General features: G+C 67.9%; 21 protein-coding genes and 1 pseudogene. 7 read left to right on the top strand and 15 right to left on the bottom strand.

The annotated features are described in order from the left end of the window. Positions 1-29: 29 nt before the first annotated feature. Entirely contained in the window at positions 30-500 is a 471-nt protein-coding gene (locus AC3IFE_RS08555; protein ID WP_089469766.1) for a universal stress protein, read from the bottom strand. A gap of 321 nt (positions 501-821) precedes the next feature. On the opposite strand from AC3IFE_RS08555, the gene AC3IFE_RS08560 reads away from it, so the two are divergent. Both AC3IFE_RS08560 and AC3IFE_RS08565 read left to right on the top strand, forming a co-directional pair. Then, positions 822-2,921, top strand: coding sequence for a PAS domain S-box protein (locus AC3IFE_RS08560; protein WP_489190230.1), 2,100 nt, complete (start codon positions 822-824; stop codon positions 2,919-2,921). Beyond that, complete coding sequence (locus tag AC3IFE_RS08565) at positions 2,918-3,565, top strand: response regulator (RefSeq protein ID WP_006479054.1); 648 nt, start codon at positions 2,918-2,920, stop codon at positions 3,563-3,565. The genes AC3IFE_RS08560 and AC3IFE_RS08565 overlap by 4 nt, the downstream gene beginning before the upstream one ends. Positions 3,566-3,647: 82 nt before the next feature. On the opposite strand, the gene AC3IFE_RS08570 is transcribed toward AC3IFE_RS08565, so the two are convergent. The 7 genes and pseudogenes from AC3IFE_RS08570 to AC3IFE_RS08600 form a co-directional block, all read right to left on the bottom strand. Next, on the bottom strand, positions 3,648-4,052 hold the full coding sequence (locus AC3IFE_RS08570; RefSeq protein ID WP_489190231.1) for a lysozyme inhibitor LprI family protein: 405 nt from the start codon (positions 4,050-4,052) through the stop codon (positions 3,648-3,650). 373 nt (positions 4,053-4,425) lie between these two features. Further along, the gene (locus AC3IFE_RS08575) at positions 4,426-4,755 is read right to left on the bottom strand and encodes a DUF4148 domain-containing protein (protein ID WP_089469763.1); all 330 of its coding nucleotides are present in this window, start codon (positions 4,753-4,755) and stop codon (positions 4,426-4,428) included. A 223-nt stretch (positions 4,756-4,978) separates the two neighbouring features. Continuing rightward, a pseudogene (locus AC3IFE_RS08580) lies at positions 4,979-5,184 on the bottom strand (PilZ domain-containing protein); the annotation flags it as partial. Between the two features lie 114 nt (positions 5,185-5,298). After that, entirely contained in the window at positions 5,299-7,884 is a 2,586-nt protein-coding gene (locus AC3IFE_RS08585) for a penicillin-binding protein 1A (protein WP_489190232.1), read from the bottom strand. 177 nt (positions 7,885-8,061) lie between these two features. Further along, positions 8,062-9,069 carry a trans-3-hydroxy-L-proline dehydratase gene (gene lhpH / locus AC3IFE_RS08590; protein WP_489190233.1) on the bottom strand — a complete coding sequence of 336 codons (1,008 nt, stop codon included), beginning with the start codon at positions 9,067-9,069 and terminating at the stop codon, positions 8,062-8,064. A 67-nt stretch (positions 9,070-9,136) separates the two neighbouring features. After that, positions 9,137-10,258, bottom strand: a complete 1,122-nt coding sequence (locus tag AC3IFE_RS08595; protein ID WP_489190234.1) for a branched-chain amino acid ABC transporter substrate-binding protein — start codon at positions 10,256-10,258, stop codon at positions 9,137-9,139. 115 nt (positions 10,259-10,373) lie between these two features. After that, positions 10,374-11,111: a FadR/GntR family transcriptional regulator gene (locus AC3IFE_RS08600; protein WP_489190235.1), complete on the bottom strand. Its 738-nt coding sequence runs from the start codon at positions 11,109-11,111 to the stop codon at positions 10,374-10,376. A 264-nt stretch (positions 11,112-11,375) separates the two neighbouring features. Between AC3IFE_RS08600 and lhpI the strand changes: the two genes are divergently transcribed. The 3 genes from lhpI to AC3IFE_RS08615 all read left to right on the top strand — a co-directional run bounded on the left by lhpI (position 11,376) and on the right by AC3IFE_RS08615 (position 13,675). Then, positions 11,376-12,311, top strand: coding sequence for a bifunctional Delta(1)-pyrroline-2-carboxylate/Delta(1)-piperideine-2-carboxylate reductase (gene lhpI, locus AC3IFE_RS08605; RefSeq protein WP_489190236.1), 936 nt, complete (start codon positions 11,376-11,378; stop codon positions 12,309-12,311). A gap of 169 nt (positions 12,312-12,480) precedes the next feature. Then, positions 12,481-12,885: a response regulator transcription factor gene (locus AC3IFE_RS08610; RefSeq protein WP_089469758.1), complete on the top strand. Its 405-nt coding sequence runs from the start codon at positions 12,481-12,483 to the stop codon at positions 12,883-12,885. A 16-nt stretch (positions 12,886-12,901) separates the two neighbouring features. After that, positions 12,902-13,675 (top strand): helix-turn-helix domain-containing protein, encoded by a 774-nt coding sequence (locus tag AC3IFE_RS08615; protein WP_489190237.1) that lies wholly within the window; start codon positions 12,902-12,904, stop codon positions 13,673-13,675. 28 nt (positions 13,676-13,703) lie between these two features. Here the strand turns inward: AC3IFE_RS08615 and AC3IFE_RS08620 are convergent, their stop codons facing one another. From AC3IFE_RS08620 to AC3IFE_RS08645, 6 genes are all read right to left on the bottom strand, one after another. Continuing rightward, positions 13,704-14,054, bottom strand: coding sequence for a metal ABC transporter ATPase (locus AC3IFE_RS08620; RefSeq protein ID WP_089469756.1), 351 nt, complete (start codon positions 14,052-14,054; stop codon positions 13,704-13,706). 152 nt (positions 14,055-14,206) lie between these two features. Further along, positions 14,207-14,446 carry a hypothetical protein gene (locus AC3IFE_RS08625; RefSeq protein WP_006479066.1) on the bottom strand — a complete coding sequence of 80 codons (240 nt, stop codon included), beginning with the start codon at positions 14,444-14,446 and terminating at the stop codon, positions 14,207-14,209. A gap of 16 nt (positions 14,447-14,462) precedes the next feature. Beyond that, positions 14,463-14,753, bottom strand: a complete 291-nt coding sequence (locus tag AC3IFE_RS08630; protein ID WP_489190239.1) for a DUF1488 family protein — start codon at positions 14,751-14,753, stop codon at positions 14,463-14,465. Between the two features lie 111 nt (positions 14,754-14,864). Beyond that, positions 14,865-15,263, bottom strand: coding sequence for a DUF488 domain-containing protein (locus AC3IFE_RS08635; protein WP_089469754.1), 399 nt, complete (start codon positions 15,261-15,263; stop codon positions 14,865-14,867). 168 nt (positions 15,264-15,431) lie between these two features. After that, a complete protein-coding gene (locus tag AC3IFE_RS08640) occupies positions 15,432-16,634 on the bottom strand; it encodes an amino acid aminotransferase (protein WP_069616531.1) in 1,203 nt (400 codons plus the stop codon). 46 nt (positions 16,635-16,680) lie between these two features. Further along, positions 16,681-18,066 carry an amino acid permease gene (locus AC3IFE_RS08645; protein WP_301737841.1) on the bottom strand — a complete coding sequence of 462 codons (1,386 nt, stop codon included), beginning with the start codon at positions 18,064-18,066 and terminating at the stop codon, positions 16,681-16,683. Positions 18,067-18,388: 322 nt separating this feature from the next. Between AC3IFE_RS08645 and AC3IFE_RS08650 the strand changes: the two genes are divergently transcribed. Then, a complete protein-coding gene (locus tag AC3IFE_RS08650; protein WP_069616529.1) occupies positions 18,389-18,862 on the top strand; it encodes an Lrp/AsnC family transcriptional regulator in 474 nt (157 codons plus the stop codon). Between the two features lie 33 nt (positions 18,863-18,895). On the opposite strand, the gene AC3IFE_RS08655 is transcribed toward AC3IFE_RS08650, so the two are convergent. Beyond that, the gene (locus AC3IFE_RS08655; protein WP_489190241.1) at positions 18,896-19,807 is read right to left on the bottom strand and encodes an EamA family transporter; all 912 of its coding nucleotides are present in this window, start codon (positions 19,805-19,807) and stop codon (positions 18,896-18,898) included. Between the two features lie 345 nt (positions 19,808-20,152). On the opposite strand from AC3IFE_RS08655, the gene AC3IFE_RS08660 reads away from it, so the two are divergent. Continuing rightward, positions 20,153-21,829 (top strand): phospholipase C, encoded by a 1,677-nt coding sequence (locus tag AC3IFE_RS08660; protein ID WP_489190242.1) that lies wholly within the window; start codon positions 20,153-20,155, stop codon positions 21,827-21,829. Positions 21,830-21,845: the final 16 nt, after the last annotated feature.

Here is a 21,845-nt window from a genome sequence, read left to right on the forward strand (position 1 = left end):
CCCGCCAGCCGGCCGCCGTATCGCGTCGCTTACGCGGCCGCCGACGTCCCGGCCTCGGCGTGCCGCACCAGCAGCACGGGCCGGTCGGCCGCGCGCAGCAGCGATTCGGCCACGCTGCCGAGCAACAGCCTGCGCAGGCCGTGCCGCCCGCTCGTGCCCATCACGACCAGATCGGCGTCGGCTTCGGCCGCCGTGCGCATCAGCACCGTCGCGATGTCCTCGCCGTACGCGTCGAGCGCGCGCACCGTGCCCCGCACATGCTGCTGCGCGAGCGCGGCTTTCGCGTCGTCGAGCACCGGCGTCGCGGCATCGGTCGCGGCGACATCGCCGTCGCGTTCGGCCGCGAAGCCGGCGTCGACGTCGACGAGTTGCGGCCGATGTTCGACGACGTAAGCACACGTCACTTCGCCGCCGGACGCGGCCGCGATCCGGATCGCCTCGTTCAGCGCGAGACGCGCGCTCGGGCTGCCGTCGAGCCCGACGAAAATCCGCTTGTACATGGTCCGTCCTCCGACCGGGCGCGCGTCGCGCACTTGCGCAACGACGGCCCGTTACCGCGAGCCGGCCCGGTGCCGGCTTGCCTGCCGAACAGTCTGCCCCACGTGCCGACGCGTGCGTTGACGCGCGTCAAGCGTGCCGGCGCGCCCGCTGCTTCACGCCGTTTGCCGCAATTTCAACCGACCCCATTACAAAAAATGTGTAAAACGCGCACAATTTCATCTTGAAAATAGTCGTTGCATGCAGCCGGTGCGAGTTTCCCCCGGTTTTGCCGCGCTTGCCCAAGTGCCCCCGGGCAGCCCGAACAACAGAATGGCCATCGAATGACCGCCAGTGGAACCCCGACGCGGGACGCGCGAGAGCCCACGCGCCTCGAGATCATGTTACGCCAGCCGCTCGCGGCCGGCGTCGTTGCGCTGTGCGCGGGCGCCGTGCTGTCGCTCGGCGTCGCGCTGCTCGTGCGCGAACAGTGGCAAACCGCCGTTCATACGCGTTTCGAACGCCGGACGACGCACGTGACCGCGATGCTGCGGCATGAACTGCAGGCCGGTGTCGCCGTGCTCGAAGGTGCGCGCGGCGCGTTCGGCCTCGTCCCGGACATGACGCCCGGCCAATGGCGCCGGTATGCGGAGACCCTCGATCTCGACAGCGGCCGCTCGCCGGTCCGGCAGATCGGCTATGCGCCGCTGACGCGCGCGGCGCGCGGCGCGCTGGCCGGCGCGAAGCCGCTGCCGGCCGATCCGCTCGCGGCAGCGACGCTCAGCGCTCCCGCCTCGAGCTCGCCGGTCGTGCGCTTCGGCGCGTCCGACGCGGCGCCGCTCACGCGCGCGCTGCGGACCGGCGATATCGCGCTCGGCGTCCACCCTGCCGACGACGATGCCTCCCGCGACGCCCGCACTCTGACGCTGTTCCTGCCCGTGACGACCTCGCCGTTGGCCGCCGCCACGCCGTCCGGCACGCGCGAAGCCGGCGCCGACGGGATGCTGTTCGCGGCGCTGAGCCCGCGGCGCCTGGTCGAGCGCGCGCTCGACGCGGAACGCGGGATCGATCTGTGGATGACCGCCAGCGGCGATTCGCGCGCGATCGTCAGCGTCGAGACGACGACCGACGAAGCGTCGGCGTCGCCCGACCTGATGCGGCGCACCGACGTGCTGAATTTCGGCGGCACCGCGCTGACGCTCGCCTATTCCGCGGACGGCCGGCCTAGCGCGACCGGCGCGCAACGTGCGGCCGGCACCGTGCTCGCCGCCGGGCTGATCGCATCGTTCGGGTTCGCGGCGCTCGTCCATGCGCTGTTGCGCAGCCGCGCCGATGCCGGTGCGAGCAGCCGCGGCATCCTCAACGAGGCGCGGATGATGGGCATCATCCGTTCGTCGATGGAAGCGATCATCACGATCGACGAAAAGCAGACGGTCGTGATCTTCAATCCGATGGCCGAGCAGGTATTCGGCGTGTCCGCGATGGAGGCGATCGGCGCGCCGCTGTCGCGCTTCATTCCCGAGCGGTTCCGCGCGGCGCACGCGAAACACGTCGACCAGTTCGGCGTGACGGGCGTGTCCGAGCGGCAGATGGGCCGCCAGCGCGTGCTGTTCGGGCTGCGGGCCAACGGCGAGGAATTCCCGATCGAAGCATCGATCTCGCAGATCCGCGACGCGTCGGGCAAGCTTTATACGGTGATGCTGCGCGACATCACCGAGCGGCAGCGGGCCGAGAACGCACTGAAGCAATCGCGCGAGGAATTGCGCGAACTGTCGGCGAACCTGCAGAACGTGCGCGAAGAGGAAAAGACCCGCATCGCGCGCGAGCTGCACGACGATCTCGGGCAGCAGCTCACCGCGCTGAAGATGGACCTGTCGGTCGTCGAACAGCAACTGCGCATGCCCGGCCGCGCGCAGCCCGACGGCCTGCAGACACATCTGCAAGGCATGCGGCGGCTGATCGACGCGACAGTCGCGTCGGTGCGGCGCATCGCGGCCGACCTGCGGCCGGTGATGCTCGACGACCTCGGCCTCGTGCCCGCGATCGAATGGCTTGCGAACGATTTCACGAACCGCTACGGGATCGATGTCGAGCGTCACATCGAAACGGGCGGCCTCACGTTCACCAGCACGGGCGCGACCACGCTGTTCCGGATCGTCCAGGAGGCGCTGACGAACGTCGCGCGCCATGCGGATGCGACGCGCGTGACGTTGCGGCTCGACATCGAGGAAGGCTTTTGCGTGCTGCGCGTCGCGGACAACGGCCGCGGCGCGTCGCCCGGCGGTCCGGCCCACGAAGACAAATCATTCGGCCTGATCGGCATTCGCGAACGCGCACACATGCTGGGCGGCACCGTGACCATCGACACCGCGCTCGCACGCGGTTTCTCGATTACCGTCGCGTTTCCGCTCGGCGCCGTTCAACAGGACACGCTCATCACATGATCAAGGTGCTCATCGCCGACGACCATACGCTCGTACGCGACGGTCTGCGGCACATTCTCCAGAACGCCACCGGATTCGAGGTGGCCGGCGAAGCCTTCGACGGCCCGTCGACGATCGCGCTGGTGCGGGCGACGCCCGCGCAGGTGCTCGTGCTCGACCTGTCGATGCCGGGCCGCAACGGCGTCGAACTGATCAAGCAGATCAAGGACGAGAAGCCCGCGCTGCGCGTACTCGTGCTGACGATGCACGCGGAGCAGCAATACGCGGTGCGTGCGTTCCGCGCGGGCGCGTCCGGCTATCTGACGAAGGAAAGCGCGAGCGCGGAACTGGTTGGCGCCGTCACGAAAGTGGCGTCGGGCGGCGTCTACGTGAGCCTCGCGATGGCCGAGCAGTTCGCGCAGAGCCTGAACGAGCCGGCCGAAACGCTGCCGCATCAGCGGCTGTCCGACCGCGAATTCGACGTGTTCCGGCGGATCGCGGCCGGCCAGACGCTGACCGAGATCGCGAATGCGCTGTGCGTGAGCGCGAAAACGGTCAGCACCTACAAGACCCGGATCCTGGAAAAGATGCAGATGCCGCACGAAGCGGCGCTCGTGCGTTACGCGATGCGGCACAAGCTGCTCGACGAAACGGACGACGTGTAACGGACGACGTGTAACGGACGACGTGTAACGGACGACGTATAGCCGGCGTGGTGCAGGCCTCGGCGCGCCCGCTCATGACGCGTTACTTCGCGGGCACGGGGCAAGCGAGGTCGCCCTCCTCGCAGGACAGATAGCCCTTCAGCGTTTCGGTTCGCGTTTTCGTCAGATCGTCGAGGCAGGTCGATACGACCATCGGGTACGCACTGCCGCCCTCGGCATTCGCGCTCGAAAAGCGGCATTCGGCGTCGCGGTACGCAATCCACGCACGCTGCGCGTCCACGAGCTTGTCGGCAAGCGGCCGCACGTTGTGCAGGCGCGCGATGACGGCCTGGTAGGTTCGGTTCAGTTCCCCGTCGGATTTCTTGTACGCGCGATCGGCACACGCCGTCATCGTCGCCTGATCCGTCGCGTCCGCACAGTTCGCCTGCGCATGGGCGACGCTCGCCGCCAGCGCCAACAAGCCCAACAGACCGGTCAAGACACGCATGGATGCTCCTTTGTTGTTCGTTGAAGTGTGGAATCCGGTGCCTTGTTGCGCCCCGTGTGCCTGGGCCGCGCCACCGCGGCGACATCGACCGCGATGCTAGCGCACCCGCGGCGGATTGTCAGCGGGTGCGGCGCTGCGAGAGGTGCGACCGTTCACGGCAAGGTGTTACCGAACCGGCGCCGGCCGGCATCCGGCGTTTCGCTTCGCTCATGCGCGCCGCCGAATATCCACGACCGATTCGGCCACCGGAATTCGCGTGGCGGGAATTCGATGAGGAAGACGCAAAAAAGCCCGCACTCGAAACTGAAACGAGTGCGGGCTTTCTCGACAAGCCTTAAAGCCGCGGCCCGAGGACCGCGCCACAACGGCCGGTTTAGTGGCCGAAATACACCGACGAGCGGTCGCTGACGGTCGGCACGACCGCGCGCTGGCCCGACTGCGACGTCGCGACCGGGTTCGAACCGTAGCCGGTTGCGTCGGCTTGTACACCGGTGTTCTGCGCGGCGGCAATCTTGGCCTGGGCGGCCTGGATGTTTTCCGGATAGTTGATCCAGTCGTTCGGGTTGTAGCCGGCCTTTTCGAGCTGAACCAGCTCGGCGCGCACTTGCGCGCGCGTCAGCGGCTGCGGATTCGATTGGGCGAACGAGACGACCGGTGCGGCCACGAGGGCGGCCAGTGCAACTGCCTTGATCAGCGATTTCATGATGCGTTACCTCCAGGATTGTTTTGTCAGGCGCTTCGGACTCGGGGTCGTTGCGCATGAGTAGAAGTCTAGGAGGCCCGACTATCAGGGTAAATACTTAAATCGCAAATTCACTGTTGACGGAAACCGTACAATCTCGCGGGAATAACCCGTTTCATCAGACGATTGTCGACGCTCGCGCACCGAATGCCGCGACTCGGCATCCGGCACGCCCGGCAACGCATCAGCGCAACCGATCGGGATCCGCCGACGCCATCTGCCTGTCGAACAGCAACGCCTTGAGGCGCACCCGATCGTCGGGATCGATGTCGCCGAACGCCGCATGATGCAGCGTCAGCGCCGGGGCCGCCGGGTCGCATGCACGGCTCGCACCGTGCACTCGAGCACCAGTTGCTCGACGCGACCGCCGGTTTCGTAGGGAAGCAGCACGTGCGCGAGTGCGACGTAGTCGGTGGAAAGCCGCATCGGAGAGGCGCGGAGCGACCGCGCGAGCTATCGTGACGACTTGACTACGGCAGCATCGCGCGCATCTGAACGGCTTCGCTACTGCGACGCGCCCGTGGCATCGGGCGCGGCAGGCACCGGCACTGGCGGCGGCGGTGGCGGAGCCGGCACGGCCGATGGGGCGGCGCCGACACCGGCGCTGCTTGCGCTCGTCATGCTGGCGCTAGCCGGCGGCTCTGCGGGCTGCGATGCGCCCGCCGACAGCGCCGCGGCCGACGCGGCCACTTCGGACGCCGGCACCCATTCCTCGACGATGCCGCCGGATGCGGCTTCCGGGCCCGATGCGCCCGACGCCTCTGACGCCGCGCCTTCGTCGGTCTCGGCCGGGCGCTCGATGCGCTGCGTCCTGACCGGCGCGGGCGCCTTCTTCGGCTCGGGCGGGAACCACGTGTCGAACAGATCGGTCGCGCGCTCGCGCAGCGACCCGAACCAGCCCGGCGACGGCTCGGTATCGAATTTCGCCTTCGTATCGACGATCCGGGCGCGCTGCGCGCGCTGGAAGAAGTCGCCGACGATCGGCAGCGCGCTGTGCGCGCCCTGCCCCCAGTAATCGCTGCGCAACGTCACGCGGCCGTCGTCGAACCCGACCCACGCGCCGGCGACGAGGCCCGGCTGCATCAGGATGAACCAGCCGTCCGCGTTGTCCTGCGTGGTGCCGGTCTTGCCGGCCACGTCGCCGCGGATCCCGAAGCGCGTGCGGATGCTGCCGCCCGTGCCGCGTGTCACGACGTCGCGCATCACGTCGAGCAGCGTCTTGTCGGTCTCGCCATCGAGCGCGCGCTCGGGCGGCGCCGGTGCGTATTCGGCGAGCACCTCGCCCTGGCGATTCTCGATGCGCGTGACCATTTGCGGCTCGACGTACAGCCCGCCGTTGGCGATCGTCGCGTACGACGCGACCATTTCCTTCAGCGTGACCGGGCTCGTGCCGAGCGCGAGCGACGGCACGCGTTCGAGCGGGCTTTCGCGCACCCCCATGTCGCGCGCCAGCCGCGCGACGGCGGCCGGCCCGACCTTCTCCATCACCTGCGCGGTGATCCGGTTGCGCGACAGCGCGATGGCGTCGCGCAGGGTCATCGGCTTGCCCGTGGGCGGCACGTCGTCGTTCGGCCGCCAGATCTCGCCGCCCTTCAGCGGGATCTCGACCGGCTGGTCGATGAACGTATCCTCCGGCTTCATCCCGCTCGCGAACGCGGCACCATAGACGAACGGCTTGAACGTCGAGCCCGGCTGGCGCCGCGCCTGCGCGACGTGGTCGAACGGCTCGCGGGTAAAGTCGCGGCTGCCGACCCACGCGCGGATCTGCCCGTCGCGCGGATCGATCGCGAGGAAGCCGGCCTGCACGTCGGTCTTCGTCTTGCACAGCGCGTGCAGGAAGCCACGGTCGGCCGCGAGCATCTTCATCGCCGCCGCGTCGTCCTTGCCGGCGTCCTGCGCGGCCTTGTACTCGGGCGATTCGCGCATGAAGGTGCGGAACACCTCGTTGTCGGTGCCGCAGCCGTCGCGGCCGCTCCATGCGTTGTTCGCGATGCCCTGCAACTGATTGCCGTGCTGCGTCAGCGCCTGCGTCGCCATCTGCTGAAGCCGCGAGTCGATCGTCGTGCGCACGATCAGCCCGTCCGAGTAGATGTTGTAGTCGTTGCGGTCGGCCCACGCGATCAGCCACTTGCGCAACTGCTGCGCGAAATGCGGCGCGGGCCCGGGCGGCTCCTTCTGGCGCTCGAAATCGATGCGCAGCGGCCGGCGCTGCAACTGCGCGAACTGCGCCGGCGACAGCTTGCCGTACTTCACCATCTGGCCGAGCACCGTGTTGCGCCGCTGCAGCGCGCGCTCGGGGTTCAGCACCGGGTTGTAGTAGCTGTTGCCCTTCAGCATCCCGACGAGCGTCGCGCTGTCGAGCACGTCGAGTTCGTCGGCCGACTTGTCGAAATAGGTGCGCGCGGCCATCTCGACGCCATACGCGTTGTACAGGAACGGCACCGTGTTCAGGTAGGTCTCGAGGATCTGGTCCTTGCTGTAGACGGCCTCGATCTTCAGCGCGGTGATCGCCTCCTTCACCTTGCGCGTGAGGGTCGGCGCGCGGCCGATCTCGTCCGGATACAGGTTGCGCGCGAGCTGCTGCGTGATGGTGGAGCCGCCCTGGCGGCTGCCCGAGAACGTATGGAGCGCGGCCGACGCGGTGCGCTTCCAGTCGAGACCGTGGTGTTCGTAGAAGCGGTGATCCTCGGTCGCGATCAGCGCATCGACCATGTGCGGCGAGATCTGCTTGAGCGACACCCATTCGCGGTTCGACGGCTTGAATTCGGCCAGCAGCTTGCCGTCGGCGGACAGCACCTGCGCGGGCTGGTCGACGCGCGCCTTGCGGATGTCGCCGATGCCCGGCGTGAACGGGATGAGCACGACCACGTACACCGCGAACAACGCCGGCACCGCGGCGGCCGCGAGCAGCGCGCCGCGGCGCGTCGGATGACGGACATGGCGCCACGCGGTGGCGGCGAGAGGCTTGACCCGCGCGACGGCGGCCGCCGCGACGGGTTGGGCGCGCGCGACCCATCTGGCCCACAAGGTACGCACTGACGACACGTTTCGGCGATTCACGCGGGTGGAGCTCGGCTGAAAAGGCTGCATCGTACCAAACTCGCGCGGCCGGCCGACCCGCGACGGCCCCGGGCCGGCACACGCGGTGCGGAATGACGACGGCGCTCACGAAGCAAAAAAGGCGCGTGCCCGGCAACCGGAGCGACGCGCCAAACCTGGTACGACACCCTGAACGCCGCGCGACGGCTGCGCGAGCGGCGCTGCGGCTCAGCGCACGAGAAATCCGTACGTGAGCGGATCGCGCTCGTCGACGATCCAGTTCGCGAACCCGCAGATATGCGCGCTGCCTTCCACTTCCGGGATCACGGCCGCAATGTCGCCGACCGTCGTTTCGCGCAGCACGCGGCCCTTGAAAACCGTGCCGACGATCGATTCGTTGACGAGCGTGTCGCCGGCCGCGAGCAGCCCGCGCTGGTAGAGCTGCGCGACGCGCCCGCCGGTGCCGGAGCCGGTCGGCGAGCGGTCGACCTCGCGATCCGCGAACACGCAGCAGTTCGCCTGCGTCGAACCCGCATGGCGCGGCGCGTTCGCGATGATCGTGCCGTAGATATGGTTGATTTCCGGGATCTCCGGATGCACGACCGGATACTTGGCGTTCGCGGCCGCCTTCACTTCCGCGCCGAAGCGGATCAGCTTCTCGACCGCCGATTCGCGCACCGGCAGGTCGAACGGTGCGCCGTCGACGTAGAAATAGAACGCGCCGCCATACGCGATGTCGCCGGTCACGGTGCCGAACGACGGCGTGTCGACCGACACGTCGCGCCGCCAGATGAACGACGGCACGTTGACGAAGCGCACGGGCCCCGCATGCTCGCCGTCCCACCGGACGAACGCCTCGATGAAGCCGCACGGCGCGTCGATGCCGACCCGCGTCTCGGGCACCGTGCGCTGCACCCAGCCGAGCTCGACGGCCGCCGTCGACAGCGCGATCACGCCGTGTCCGCAATGGTCGCTGTAGCCTTCGTTGTGCACGAAGATCACGCCGAAATCGGCATTTGGCGACACGGGCTCGGTCAGATAGCCGCCGTACATGTCGGCATGGCCGCGCGGTTCGAACATCAGCGCGCGGCGGATTTCGTCGGCGTTCTCCTTGAGCCACGCGCGGCGCTGGACGATCGTGTCGCCGGGCAGCCGCGGCAACCCGCTCGTGACGATGCGAAACGCCTCGCCGCCGGTGTGCACTTCGACGGTGGACAGGGATCGGGAAATTTTCATGGGAAATCGAATGCGTTGAAACGAAGGACGGCGGCCGGGCCGCCGTCCGGTAACGGGCGTACGGCAATTACTTCGCGTACGGTACCGGCAGCCCGTTGCGGATCACGTAGACGGTGGTCGGCGCGCCTTTCAGGTCGCCGTTCGCGTCGAACGAGTAGGTGCCGGCCACGCCCGCGTAGTTCGACTTCGCCAACTGCGCGATCAGCTTCGCCTTGTCGGTGGTCGTGCCGGCCTTGACCATCGCGTCGGCGAGCAGCTTCACGCCGTCGTAGTAGTTGACGCCGTAGACCTGCGTATCCGTGTGATAGGTGTCGTGGTACTTCTTCAGGAATTCGCGCCCGGCCGGCGTCTTCTCGAGCGCGACGCCGCCCTGCGCGCAATAGACGATCGACGCGGCCTCGCCCGCGACCTTGCCCATGTCGGCCGAACAGATGCCGTCGCCGCCGAGCAGCTTCGCCCGCAAGCCGCGCTGCTTCATCTGCTTGGCCATCGGCGCGCCCTGCGCCGCATAGCCGCCAAGGAAGATCACGTCGGGGTTGGCCGCCTTGATCTTGGTGAGAATGCCGAGGAAATCGCTGGCCGACGAATTCGTGTATTCCTGGTCGACGATCTTGATCCCGTTCGCCTTCGCGACGTTCATGAACTGCTCGGCGACGCCCTGCCCATACGCGGTGCGATCGTCGATCACGGCGGCGGTTTTCGCGTTCAGCGTCTTCGCGGCGAACGTGGCCATCGTGCCGCCGAGCTGCTCGTCGCTCGCGCCGATCCGGAAGATGTTCCTGAAGCCCTGCCTGGTCAGCGCCGGGTTCGACGCGACCGGCAGGATCGGCACGCCGGCGGTCGAATACACGCGCGACGCGGGGATCGCGACGCCCGAGTTGTATGGCCCGAGCACCGCGACGACGCCTTTGTCGACGAGGTTCTGCGCGACCTGCACGCCGGCCTTCGGATCGGCCTGGTCGTCTTCGGAGACCAGTTTGAAGGTCACGGTCTTCCCGCCGACCTTCACGCCGGCCTTGTTGAGCTCGTCGATCGCCAGCCGCGCGCCGTTTTCGTTGTCCTTGCCGTTGGCGGCCTGCGGGCCCGTGAGCGGCGCCGAATGGCCGATCATCACGACTTCCTGCGCATGAGCGGAAGTCAGCGCGCCGGCGGCAACGGCCACCGAGAGCGCGGTCACGAGGTGTCGCATGATGCCTCCTGATTGGTTTTGTGTGAAACCAATGTAGGACACGCGTGGTTACATCGCAAGCAATTTCAAAATAATTATCAGGATTTTGGTCACGTTAAAGACCAAAGCACGCCCTTCACTTCGGCGCAATGTCGCGCCGCACGCGGCGAATGTGCTGTTCGACATAGAATGCGGCCGCATCGGCATCCCCGGACACGATCGCCTCGTAGATCAACCGATGCTCGGACACGTAGAGCCGGATCCGGCCCGCGTCGTAGATGCCGTCGTCCTTCAGCCGCTTCCACAGCGGCTGATCCATCGTCTTCGCGACCTCGTCCGCGATCTTCACGATCAGCGCGTCGCCGGTCATCAGCGCGAGCTGCCGGTGGAACAGCCGGTCGCTCTCGTTCCACAGCGCGCGCTGGTGCGGATCGTCGACGTCGGTGATGGTTTCCATCTGCGCGAGATAGCGCTCGGCGCCGGGATCGGGGCGACCGTGGGCGGCCGCGAGGCGCGCGATCGCGGGCTCGAGGATCAGCCGCACGTCGAGCGTCGACGTCGGGCTGAAGTCGGCCTCGGATGCCGCGTGCGCGTCGCCGCGCTGCGCGAGCACGTCGAGCGGTGCCGCGACGACGTAAGTGCCCGAATTGCGCTTCGTGAACACGAGCCCTTCGTTCTGCAGCGCGCCGAGCGCTTCGCGCACGGCCGGCCGGCCGACCTGGAACAGCGCCGCGAGCTCGCGCTCGGACGGCAGCCGCGACTCGGCCGCGTAGCGCCCCGCGCGGATCTCGTCGCGGATCTTTTCGGCTACCTGCTCGTAGATCTGCAGCGGCCTGAAACCGCCTTCGAGTGAGTCGGGACGCGCGGACATCATCGGTTGGCTCCTGCCCGTTCGCGGGCGTGGATCTGGAATGGGTTCGCACTATAGCGGAGCGGCGCGGGCAGCGCGGCAGCGGCGAACGTTTTGGCCAGATATTAGAACCAAAATCCCCGACGCGCTTTATTTTCTGGGTTGCCGCCGCGCCAGCAAGTGGTATAGATTCGATCCACACTGCCGTGTGTCACGGTACCCGGCAGACCTGCGGCGGCCGCGGCATGCGTCCGCCGCCCACGCTCACCGACGCCCACGACGGACACGATGACCGCCTTTTCCCCGATTCCCGTTTTCGATGCGGCCGACACGGCCGCGCTGCTCGACTACCCGGCGCTGCTCGCCACGCTGAGGCAAGCGGTCGTCGACTATGCGGCGGGCGACATCGTCAGCCCCGAACGCCTGGTCGTGCCGCTGCAACGCGGCGGCGTGATGCTGTCGATGCCGTCGAGCGCCCACGACCTGGCGAGCCACAAGCTCGTGAACGTGTGTCCCGGCAACGGCGCACGCGGGCTGCCGACGATCCTCGGCCAAGTGACCGCGTACGATGCGACGACTGGCGAAATGCGCTTCGCGCTCGACGGCCCGACCGTCACCGGCCGCCGCACGGCGGCGATCACCGCGCTCGGCATCCAGGCGCTGCACGGCGCCGCGCCGCGCGACATCCTGCTGATCGGCACCGGCAAGCAGGCGGCCAATCACGCGGAAGCGCTCGCGGCGATCTTCCCTGACGCGCGCCTTCACGTGCGCGGCACGAGCGCGGACAGCGCGGCGGCCTTCTGCGCCGCCCATCGCGCGCATGCGCCGCGGCTCGCACCGCTCGACGGCGACGCGATTCCCGACGCGATCGACGCGGTCGTCACGCTGACGACGAGCCGCACGCCCGTCTACCGCGAAGCGGCGCGCGAAGGCCGGCTCGTGGTCGGCGTCGGCGCGTTCACCGCGGATGCCGCCGAGATCGACGCGAGCACGGTGCGGAGCAGCCGGCTCGTCGTCGACGATCCGGCCGGCGCGCGCCACGAAGCCGGCGACCTGATCGTCGCGCAGGTCGACTGGCAGCACGTCGCGTCGCTCGCCGACGTGCTGAACGGCACCTTCGCCCGCAGCGGCCCGCTGCTGTTCAAGAGCGTCGGCTGCGCCGCGTGGGATCTGGCCGCGTGTCGCGCCGCGCGCGACGCACTGGCCGCGCGCGAGGCCGGCTGACCCGGCCGCCCAGTCGTTCGCGCCGCTCGCGCGGCATCGCATCGTCGGATTCATACCGGCGATTTCCCGTACGCGGTGTAGGAAACGCCCTACACCGCGTCGAAGCGGCCTACATGAAGTTCCAATTCGGCCGATTTCAATTTCGGCGGCGCAACACGATACTGCCCGCATGAATGCCAGCCTGTCCCCCGCCGCACTCAGGGTGTTTCTCGTCGATCACGCGGTTGCCGTCCGCCAGCGGATCGCGCTGCTCGTCGGCGCGATCCGCGGCGTCGCCGTCGTGGGCGAAGCGGAAGACGGACAGGACGCGTGGACGCTTATCCGCATCAGCCGTGCGGACGTGGTGATCGTCGACGTGCGGCTCGCGGACGGCAGCGGTCTCGACCTGATCGGGATGCTGTCGAAGGCCGCGCCGCGCATTGTCACGATCGTGCTGACGAACCACTCGGCGCCGGCATTCAGAGAGGCATGCGCGACGGCGGGAGCCGACTACTTCTTCGACAAGACCGTCGAATTCGACGCCGCATGCCGTGTCATCGAATCCCTGGTGCACGCTCGCGTGCGCCGCCCCTGACGAGCCGGAGCGCCTCATGTCCACCGCCACCGCCTTCGCCGACGTGTCCGTCCCCCGGCCAACGATTCCGCTGCGCCCGGTCGCGCGCGCCGATACCGCCAAGCACCCGGCCGCACGCTGCTCGGCCTGCGCGATGCGCTCGATGTGCCTGCCGCCGCAACTGACGCCCGCCGAATACGGCCGCCTCGACGCGATCATCTGCACGACGCGGCAGGTTCGCCAGGGCGACGCGCTGTTCCGCACCGACGATCCGTTCCAGAGCATCTATGCGGTGCGCGCGGGTTCGTTCAAGACGGTGATGATGCATCGCGACGGCCGCGAGCACGTGACGGGCTTCCAGATCGCCGGCGAAACGCTCGGGATGGACGGCATCGGCGGCGGCCAGCACTGCTGCGACGCGATCGCGCTGGAGGACAGCGTGGTGTGCATCATCCCGTTCGGCGCGCTCGAAGCGGCGTGCCGCGAGATTAAGCCGATGCAGCACTTCCTCTACCAGATGCTGAGCAGCGAGATCGTCCGCGAATCGAGCCAGATGCTGTTGCTCGGCACGATGTCGGCCGAGCAGCGCGTCGCGCATTTCCTGCTGAACCTGTCGTCGCGGTTCGAGGCGCGCGGCTATTCGGCGACCGAATTCAACCTGCGGATGACGCGCGAGGAAATCGGCTGCTATCTCGGGATGAAGCTCGAAACCGTCAGCCGGATGTTCTCGCGGTTCCATCGCGACGCGCTCGTCGAAACGCGCGGCAAGCGCGTGCGCATCATCGACGCGCAAGCGCTCGCGCGGGTCTGACGCACGGCGCCGGACGGCCGGCGCGGCGTCACCGCGTCGCGTCGCCTGTCGCCGCGTCGCGCAGCGCGACCGTGGCGGCGCCTGCCTGCCACGCGAGCAGCGCCCGTTCGGCCTGCGCGAACGCGCGACGCAATGCGTCGTCCACGTCGGCCCCGACGCACGGCGGCAGCGACCGGAGCGTCGCGTCGCGCATCACCAGGTCCAGCCGCACGTCGTACCGGTGCGCGCCATCGGCCGCCGCGCGCGATTCGATCGCGAGATGGCAACCGTCGATCAGCGCGCGAAACCGTTCGAGTCGCACCAGTTGCGCGCCGGCTTCGGCCTCGACCGCAGCCGAACCCGTGAATCCGAGGCAGGCGATCTGCATGCCCACGCCCATGTCGTCTCTCCTGACGGGGCCGCCCGCTCGTCGACCGCCTTGCATGTACCGTCCGCCTCACGATGGGCGGCACGTGTTTCCCGTGGCGCGGCGCGCATTCTTCGATCGCTGCCGGCCGATAGTCTGCCCGCGCCGCGCTGGCGCGGGGCCGTTCATACGTTGAAGGTCTGCGACGCCTTCATCTCGATCCACGTCATGCCGGCTCGCAGCCCTTCGATCATCGCCTCGCGCTCCGTCGGATACGCGTGGCTGTGCTCGAACGTATGATGAAACCGCGCGGCGCCGGCGCCGTGCTCGACCGACACGCGGCAGCGGAATTCGCCCGATTCGCACGGGCGCGTCTCCACTTCGACCGACCAGTCGCGTTCGTGAATGTTGCCCTGCAGTGTCATGCGCCCTCCTGCGGTATCAGCCTTCGAGCCGGAAGTGCCCGCTATGCAGCAGCACCGGCCGGCCGCCGATTTCCTCCAGCATTCGCCGGGCCATCGCCTCGATGGCCGACCGATGCGCGTCGAATGCGCCCAGCAGATCGCGTTCGAGCAGCGACCGCGCGCCGAAATGGTCTTCCAGCGCCTCGGCCGTGACCGCGCACTGGACGCAACGCCCGTCGACCAGCGCCGAAAACGCGACGACCAGATCGCGCGCGCAGTATTCCGGCGGTTCGGGCGGGAAAACGATGTGCATGTGTCGGTCTGTCATCGTCGTGATGGCTCCATGACGACAGCATAGTGGCGCGCGCGGCCGCGCGCTTGATTCACGTCAATCGGTTCGCTGCGCCGCACGATCACGGTGCGGCGCCGCGCCGCCGCTTCAGCCGGCGTCGGGCTCGATCGCCGCGCCGCGCGCCGCGAGCAGTTCGCGCAGCACGCCGCGGTGGCAATGGTTTTCGTCGTCGCAGTAGCAGCCGATCGCGAACGCGGTCGTCGCCGACAGCGCGGCCAGCAGATCCAGCACCTTCGCCGCGTCGCCGTGCGCCATCTCCGCGCGGAAGTGGCGCTTGAACGCCTTCCATTCGGCGTCGGTTTCGGCGGCCTGCGCCTGTGCGACGAGTTCGGGGCTCGGCGACAGCGTCGGCAACCATACGTCATAGTAGTCGCGAGATGCGAATTCCGCCTTCGGTACGCCGCGCGGCGGCCGCCGCACCGTGCCGATCCGCAGGCCCTCGCCGGCCGCGCGCGGCGTGCCGAGCTGGATGATCCGGATGCCCATGTCGCTCCTCTGCCTCCCTGTCCCGCATGCGATCCCGTGATCGTACCGCCGCGCTTGCCCATGCGTCAGCCGGGCATCGCACATGACCGCGGCCGCCCAACAAAAAACCGGCTGCGCCCGCGACGGGACACAGCCGGTTCTTCATCTTGGCGCACCGCCGCGCCGCGCTCAGACGCCGCTCTTCAGCACCTTGCCGATCGCATCCGCGACGATGCCGACGTTCGAGTCGTTCAGGCCCGCCACGCACATCCGGCCCGAACGCAGGATGTACACGCCGTGCACTTCGCGCAGCGCGTCGACCTGCGATTCGGTCAGGCCCGTGTACGTGAACATCCCGCGCTGCTTCACGTAGCGCGTGAGCGCTTCGCCGCTCACGTGGTCGCGCAGGCCGTCATGGATCGACTGGCGCATCCGCGCGATGCGGCGGCACATCGCCGACAGTTCCTCTTCCCACTGCTTGCGCAGCGCCGGCGTGCCGAGCACGGCCGCGACGACTTTCGCGCCATAGGTCTGCGGATTGCTGTAGTTCGAGCGCACGGCGCCGGCCAATTGGCCGAGCACGCGCTCGGCCGCGGCCGCGTCCTCGCAGACGACGCTCAGGCCGCCCACGCGCTCGCCATACAGCGAGAAGTTCTTCGAGAACGAGTTCGCGACGAGCGTCGGCACGCCGCGGCGGGCCAGCTCGCGCACCGCGAACGCGTCCGCGTCGAGGCCCGCGCCGAAGCCCTGGTACGCCATGTCGACGAACGGCAGCAGCCCGCGCGCCTCGATCACGTCGATCAGCTTCTCCCACTGGCCTTCGTCGAGATCGACGCCGGTCGGATTGTGGCAGCACGCGTGCAGCAGCACGATGCTGCGCGCCGGCAGCGCGTCGATCGCCGCGAGCATCGCGTCGAACTTCAGGCCGCCCGTGGCTTCGTCGTAGTACGGATACGTGTTCACCGTGAAGCCGGCGCGCTCGAAGATGAAGCGATGGTTTTCCCAGCTCGGATCGCTGAGCCACACCTGCGAATCCGGGAAATAGCGCTTCAGGAAATCGGCGCCCACCTTCAGCGCGCCCGAGCCGCCGAGCGTCTGCAGCGTCGCGATGCGGCCGGCCGCGCGGGCCGGATGATCGGCGCCGAACACAAGCGATTGCACGGCGTCGCGGTATGCGGCCAGGCCGACCATCGGCAGGTACGGCTTCGGGCCGCTGTCGCGCTGCAGCGCGGTTTCGGCTTCGCGCACCGCGCCCAGCACCGGAATCCGGCCTTCGGCGTCGAAATAGATCCCGATGCTCAGGTTGACCTTCTGGTCGCGCGGATCTTTCTGGAAGTTCTCGTTGAGCGTCAGGATCGGGTCGCCCGGGTACGCGTCGATGTGTTCGAACATGGCTTGAGTCGGTCTCGTTTGGAAGAATGGTCGGTCGTGGCCTGCATCAGCGTGCGGAAGCGCCGTCGTGCACCGCAAAGCCGGCATTCTTCTGACGGAAGCGATACCCGATCGCGAGCACCGCGAGCCATACCGGGATCAGGTACACCGACAGGCGGAGATCCGGCGTCAGGTACATCACGACGAGAATGCCGGCCATGAATGCCAGGCACAGGTAATTCGTGAAAGGATAGCCCAGACTGCGGAAGGAAGTCTGCTCCCCGGCAGCACGCTTGGCCTGGCGGAACTTCAGGTGAATCACCGTGATCATCGCCCAGTTGATGATCAGCGCCGACACGACGAGGCCCATCAGCACCTCGAACGCCTTGCCCGGCATGAAGTAGTTGACCAGCACGCACACGCCGGTCGCGAGCGCCGACGCGCCGAGCGCGGCGAGCGGGATGCCGCGCTTGTTGACCGAGCACAGCACCTTCGGCGCATTGCCCTGTCGCGCGAGGCCGAACAGCATCCGGCTGTTGCTGTACACGCCGCTGTTGTAGACCGACAGCGCGGCCGTCAGCACGACGACGTTCAGCACGTTCGCGACCAGGTTGCTGCTCAGCGCGTGGAAGATCAGCACGAACGGGCTGCCGCCGGTGACGACCTTCTCCCACGGATACAGCGACAGCAGCACGGCCAGCGCGCCGATGTAGAAAATCAGGATGCGGTAGATGACCTGGTTGGTCGCGCGCGGAATGCTGCGCTTCGGATCGTCGGCTTCGGCCGCGGTGATGCCGATCAGCTCCAGCCCGCCGAACGAGAACATGATCGCGGCCATCGACATCACGAGCCCGGACACGCCGTTCGGGAAGAAACCGCCGTGCTGCCACAGGTTCGCGATGCTCGCTTCAGGCCCCGCATGGCCGCTCGCGAGCAGCCAGCCGCCGAAGCCGATCATCCCGACGATCGCGGCGACCTTGATGATCGAGAACCAGAACTCCGTCTCGCCGTACGATTTCACGCTGGCCAGGTTCAGCAGGTTGATCGCGACGAAGAACACCAGCGCCGACACCCAGGTCGGCACGCCGGGCCACCAGTACTGCACGTAGATCCCGACGGCCGACAGCTCGGCCATGCTGACGAGGATGTACAGCACCCAGTAATTCCAGCCGGACAGGAAGCCGGTGAAGTGGCCGACGTATTTGTTCGCGAAGTAGCTGAACGAGCCGGCGACGGGCTCGTCGACGACCATCTCGCCGAGCTGGCGCATGATGAAGAACGCGACGATGCCGGCCACCGCATAGCCGAGCAGCACGGACGGGCCGGCCATCCTGATCGTCTGCGCGATGCCGAGGAACAGCCCCGTGCCGAGCGCGCCGCCGAGCGCGATCAGCTGGATGTGCCGGTTCTTCAGCCCGCGCTTCAGGCCGTCGCTCTCGTTTCCAGAAACCATGTCTTCTCCATTCTGCCCGCCTCCGCCGGAAGCGGTGCGGCGCGCCTCGGTGTGCCGGGCGCTGTTTTGCTGTGCCGGCGACCGTTCGTGGGGGCGCCGGGTTGGGGACTGCAATCTTCGCGTGCGGCCGCAACCGATCCGCGTCAGCGGGCCGGCCAGACTGGCCGCCGAGTCGCCCGCTCACGCCGCACTGCTGCGGCCGCACACGAAAATCCGGCGTCAGTTTAGCGTCGCGACCGCGAAATCGGGTTGCGTAACCCGCTCATGCAAACCCTACATTATGAGATAAGATTGCATCCGGGAGACGAATGAGGAAACAAAAATGCCTGACCCGGTTCTCGATCGTATCGATCGCCAGTTGCTGTCGGTGCTGCAGGAGAACGGCCGCGCGTCGAATCTCGATCTGGCGAAGGCCGTGGGGCTGTCACCCGCGCAGACGTTGCGACGTCACCGGCGGCTGGAGGAAATCGGCGCGATCCGCCGCTACGAAACCCGGCTTTGCCCCGACACCCTCGGCTTCGGCGTCACCGCGTTCGTGCACGTGACGATGGAGCGCGGGCATATCCGCGATTTGTCGAAATTCCAGAAGCTCGTGTCGGATCTCGCGCAGATCCAGGAATGTTTCTCGGTGACGGGCGACATCGACTACGTGCTGAAAGTCGTCGCGCACGATCTGAAGGGGCTGTCGCGATTCCTGCTCGAGACGCTGATGCGCATTCCCGGCGTGAGCGGCGTGCATTCGAGCGTATGCCTCGACGAAATCAAGTGTACGAGTGCGATGCCGGTGGAAAGCTGACCCACCCGGCCGGCGCGTACCAGGCGGATGCGTTCACCGCACCACCTCGAACGCACTGATCAACAACGCGCCCGACGCGATCACCGCGCAACCGGCCGCCCGGCGCGGCGTCAGCCGCTCGCCGAGATACACGCGCGCAATCAGCGCCGCGAACACCACGCTCGTTTCCCGCAGCGCCGACACCGGCCCCATCGGCGCGCGATCCATCGCCCAGATCACGATGCCGTACGCGAGCGCCGCGAATACCCCGCCGCAGGCGGCCTTCGCCGTCTCGCCAACCGCCTGCGTCAGCCGCAACGGCCCGGCCCGCAGCCGGTAGTAAGCGGCCATCATCGCGCCGGTCAGCACGAACATCCACGCGGTATAGCCGACCGTGCTGCCGCTCTCGCGCACACCGATCCCGTCCACCACGCTATATGCCGCGATCGACACGCCGGTCGCGACCGCGGTCGGCAGCACCTGCATCATCCGGTGTTGCGCGCCGCGTCCGCGCTCCAGCCCGATCGCCATGATGCCCGCGCAAATCAGCACGAGCCCGCATTGCGCGCCGACGTTCAGGCGCTCGCCCGCGAACGCCGCCGCGCCGAGCGTGACGAGCAGCGGCGCCGTGCCGCGCGCGACCGGGTACGCGACGCTCAGGTCGCCATGCTCGTACGCGCGGACGAGCAGCAGCGTATAGACGACGTGGATTACGGCCGACGCGACCACGCAGGGCCAGCTCGCGGGTGCGATCGGCGCGGCGGCCGGGAGGAACAGCAGCGCGAACAGCCCGATCGCGATCTGCAGCACCGTCGCCGAGCGCAGCCGGTCGCCGCTGCTGCGCACCAGCGCATTCCATGACGCATGCAGGAACGCCGCGCACAGAACGGCAAACAGAACGGGGATCGGCACGCTGAAACCTCGCTGACGGGTGGGAGGGCCGCGCGGCGCGCGGCAGGCGTCCATCGTATGAACGCGTCACCGGATTGTCAAAAACGCGACGCTCGACGCGCCGTCAACGTTCCAGCCGCGTGCTCCCATCGCCCGCCCGGCAATGCTTGCGCCGCAAGCAGCCGCCACGCCACGACATGTGACGCGGAGGTTGCGGGCGCCCCATCCCTTTCCATTCTCTTTCGTCTCGCGCCGCACCGTAATGAAACCGATACCGGAGCGCAACCGTCGCGAAAACACTCCGTCCCCATATCTTCACATGCGGCTGTTCCAATGCGCGTGCTCTCTCGCGAGCTTCGCGCCGAACCGACACGGCGACGGGGCCGCTCTCCACCACCGAAGACCTTTTGGAGTTTCCCGATGTTCCGTCAAGCCTTGCTCGTCACTGCCTGCGCAGCCGCAGCGCTGGCGCTGTTCGCCTGCGGCGGCAGCGACGATTCCACGCCGACGCCCGCCGTGTCGTCGCAGGATGCGCTGCAGACCGCCACGCCGATCAAGCACGTCGTCGTGATCTACGGCGAAAACGTGTCGTTCGATCACTATTTCGGCACCTACCCGAACGCGTCGAACCCGGCCGGCGAACCGGCGTTCACCGCAAAGGCCGGCACGCCGGCGATCAACGGGCTGACGGGCACGCTGCTCACCGCGAACCCGAACTTCACGAACACGGCCAACGGCACCGACGCGGCGAACCCGTTCCGTCTCGACCGCACGCAGGCCGCGACCGCCGACCAGAACCACGCGTACACGGCCGAACAGCAGGCCGAGGACAACGGCCTGGCGGACCTGTTCCCGAAATACACGGGCAAGGGCTCGTCCGGCGGCGCCGGCGCATTCGGCACGAAGGGCCAGGTGATGGGCTACTTCGACGGCAACACGGTGACCGCGCTGTGGAACTACGCGCAGCGCTTCGCGATGAGCGACAACACGTTCACGACGGGTTACGGCCCGTCGACGCCGGGCGCGCTGAACCTGATCGCCGGCCAAACCAACGGGATGCAGATCGTCAAGACCTCGAAGCAGCCGTCCACGCTCGCCGCCACGTCGTACTACATCAACGACGGCCAGACGGGTTACACGATGATCAACGACGTCGATCCGGGTTACGACGTGTGCTCGAGCAAGACCGACCAGGCGATGATGACCGGCAAGAACATCGGCGACCTGCTGAACGCGGCCAAGATCACGTGGGGCGGCTTCATGGGCGGCTTCAACCTCTCGACGACGAACGGCAACGGCACGACGGGCTGCGCGCGCAGCACGGTCGCCACCGCCGTGAACGCCGCGACGGCCGACTACATCCCGCACCACAACTGGTTCCAGTACTACGCGTCGACCGCCAACCCGCAACACACGCGCCCGAGCTCGATCGCGGCGATCGGCTCCAGCGTCCAGACCGACGGCAAGACGGCTGAACCGGCGAATCACCAGTACGACAGCGACGACTTTTTCGCGGCAGTGAAAGCCGGCAACTTCCCGTCGGTCAGCTTTCTGAAGGCACCGGCCGCGCAGGACGCCCACGCTGGCTACTCGGATCCGCTCGACGAGCAGGTGTTCGTGACGAAGGTGGTCAACTTCCTGCAGCAGCAGCCGGACTGGCAGAACACCGCCGTGATCGTCACCTATGACGACTCGGACGGCTGGTACGACCACGTGTACACGCCGCCGACGCACGCGTCGTTCGATGCCGTCGATCAGCTCAACGGCGCCGGAAAGTGCGGCACCGGCACGGCTGACGCAGGCTTGGCCGGGCAGCCGGTCAACGGCCGCTGCGGCCCGGGTGTCCGTATCCCGTTCGTCGTCATTTCGCCGTACGCCAAGCAGAACTACGTCGATCACACGATGCTCGACCAGGCGTCCGTCGTGCGCTTCATCGAGGACAACTGGCTCGGCGGCCAGCGTATCGGCGGCGGTTCGTTCGATGCGACGGCCGGCGACCTGCGCAACCTGTTCGACTTCACGTCGAAGCCGAACACGTCGCCGCTGTATCTCGACCCGACGCTCGGCACCGCACTGAGCGCGGCCCCGGCGATCTGACCGGTACTGCCTGACC

This window comes from Burkholderia sp. APQ4-4ca (assembly GCF_057837105.1).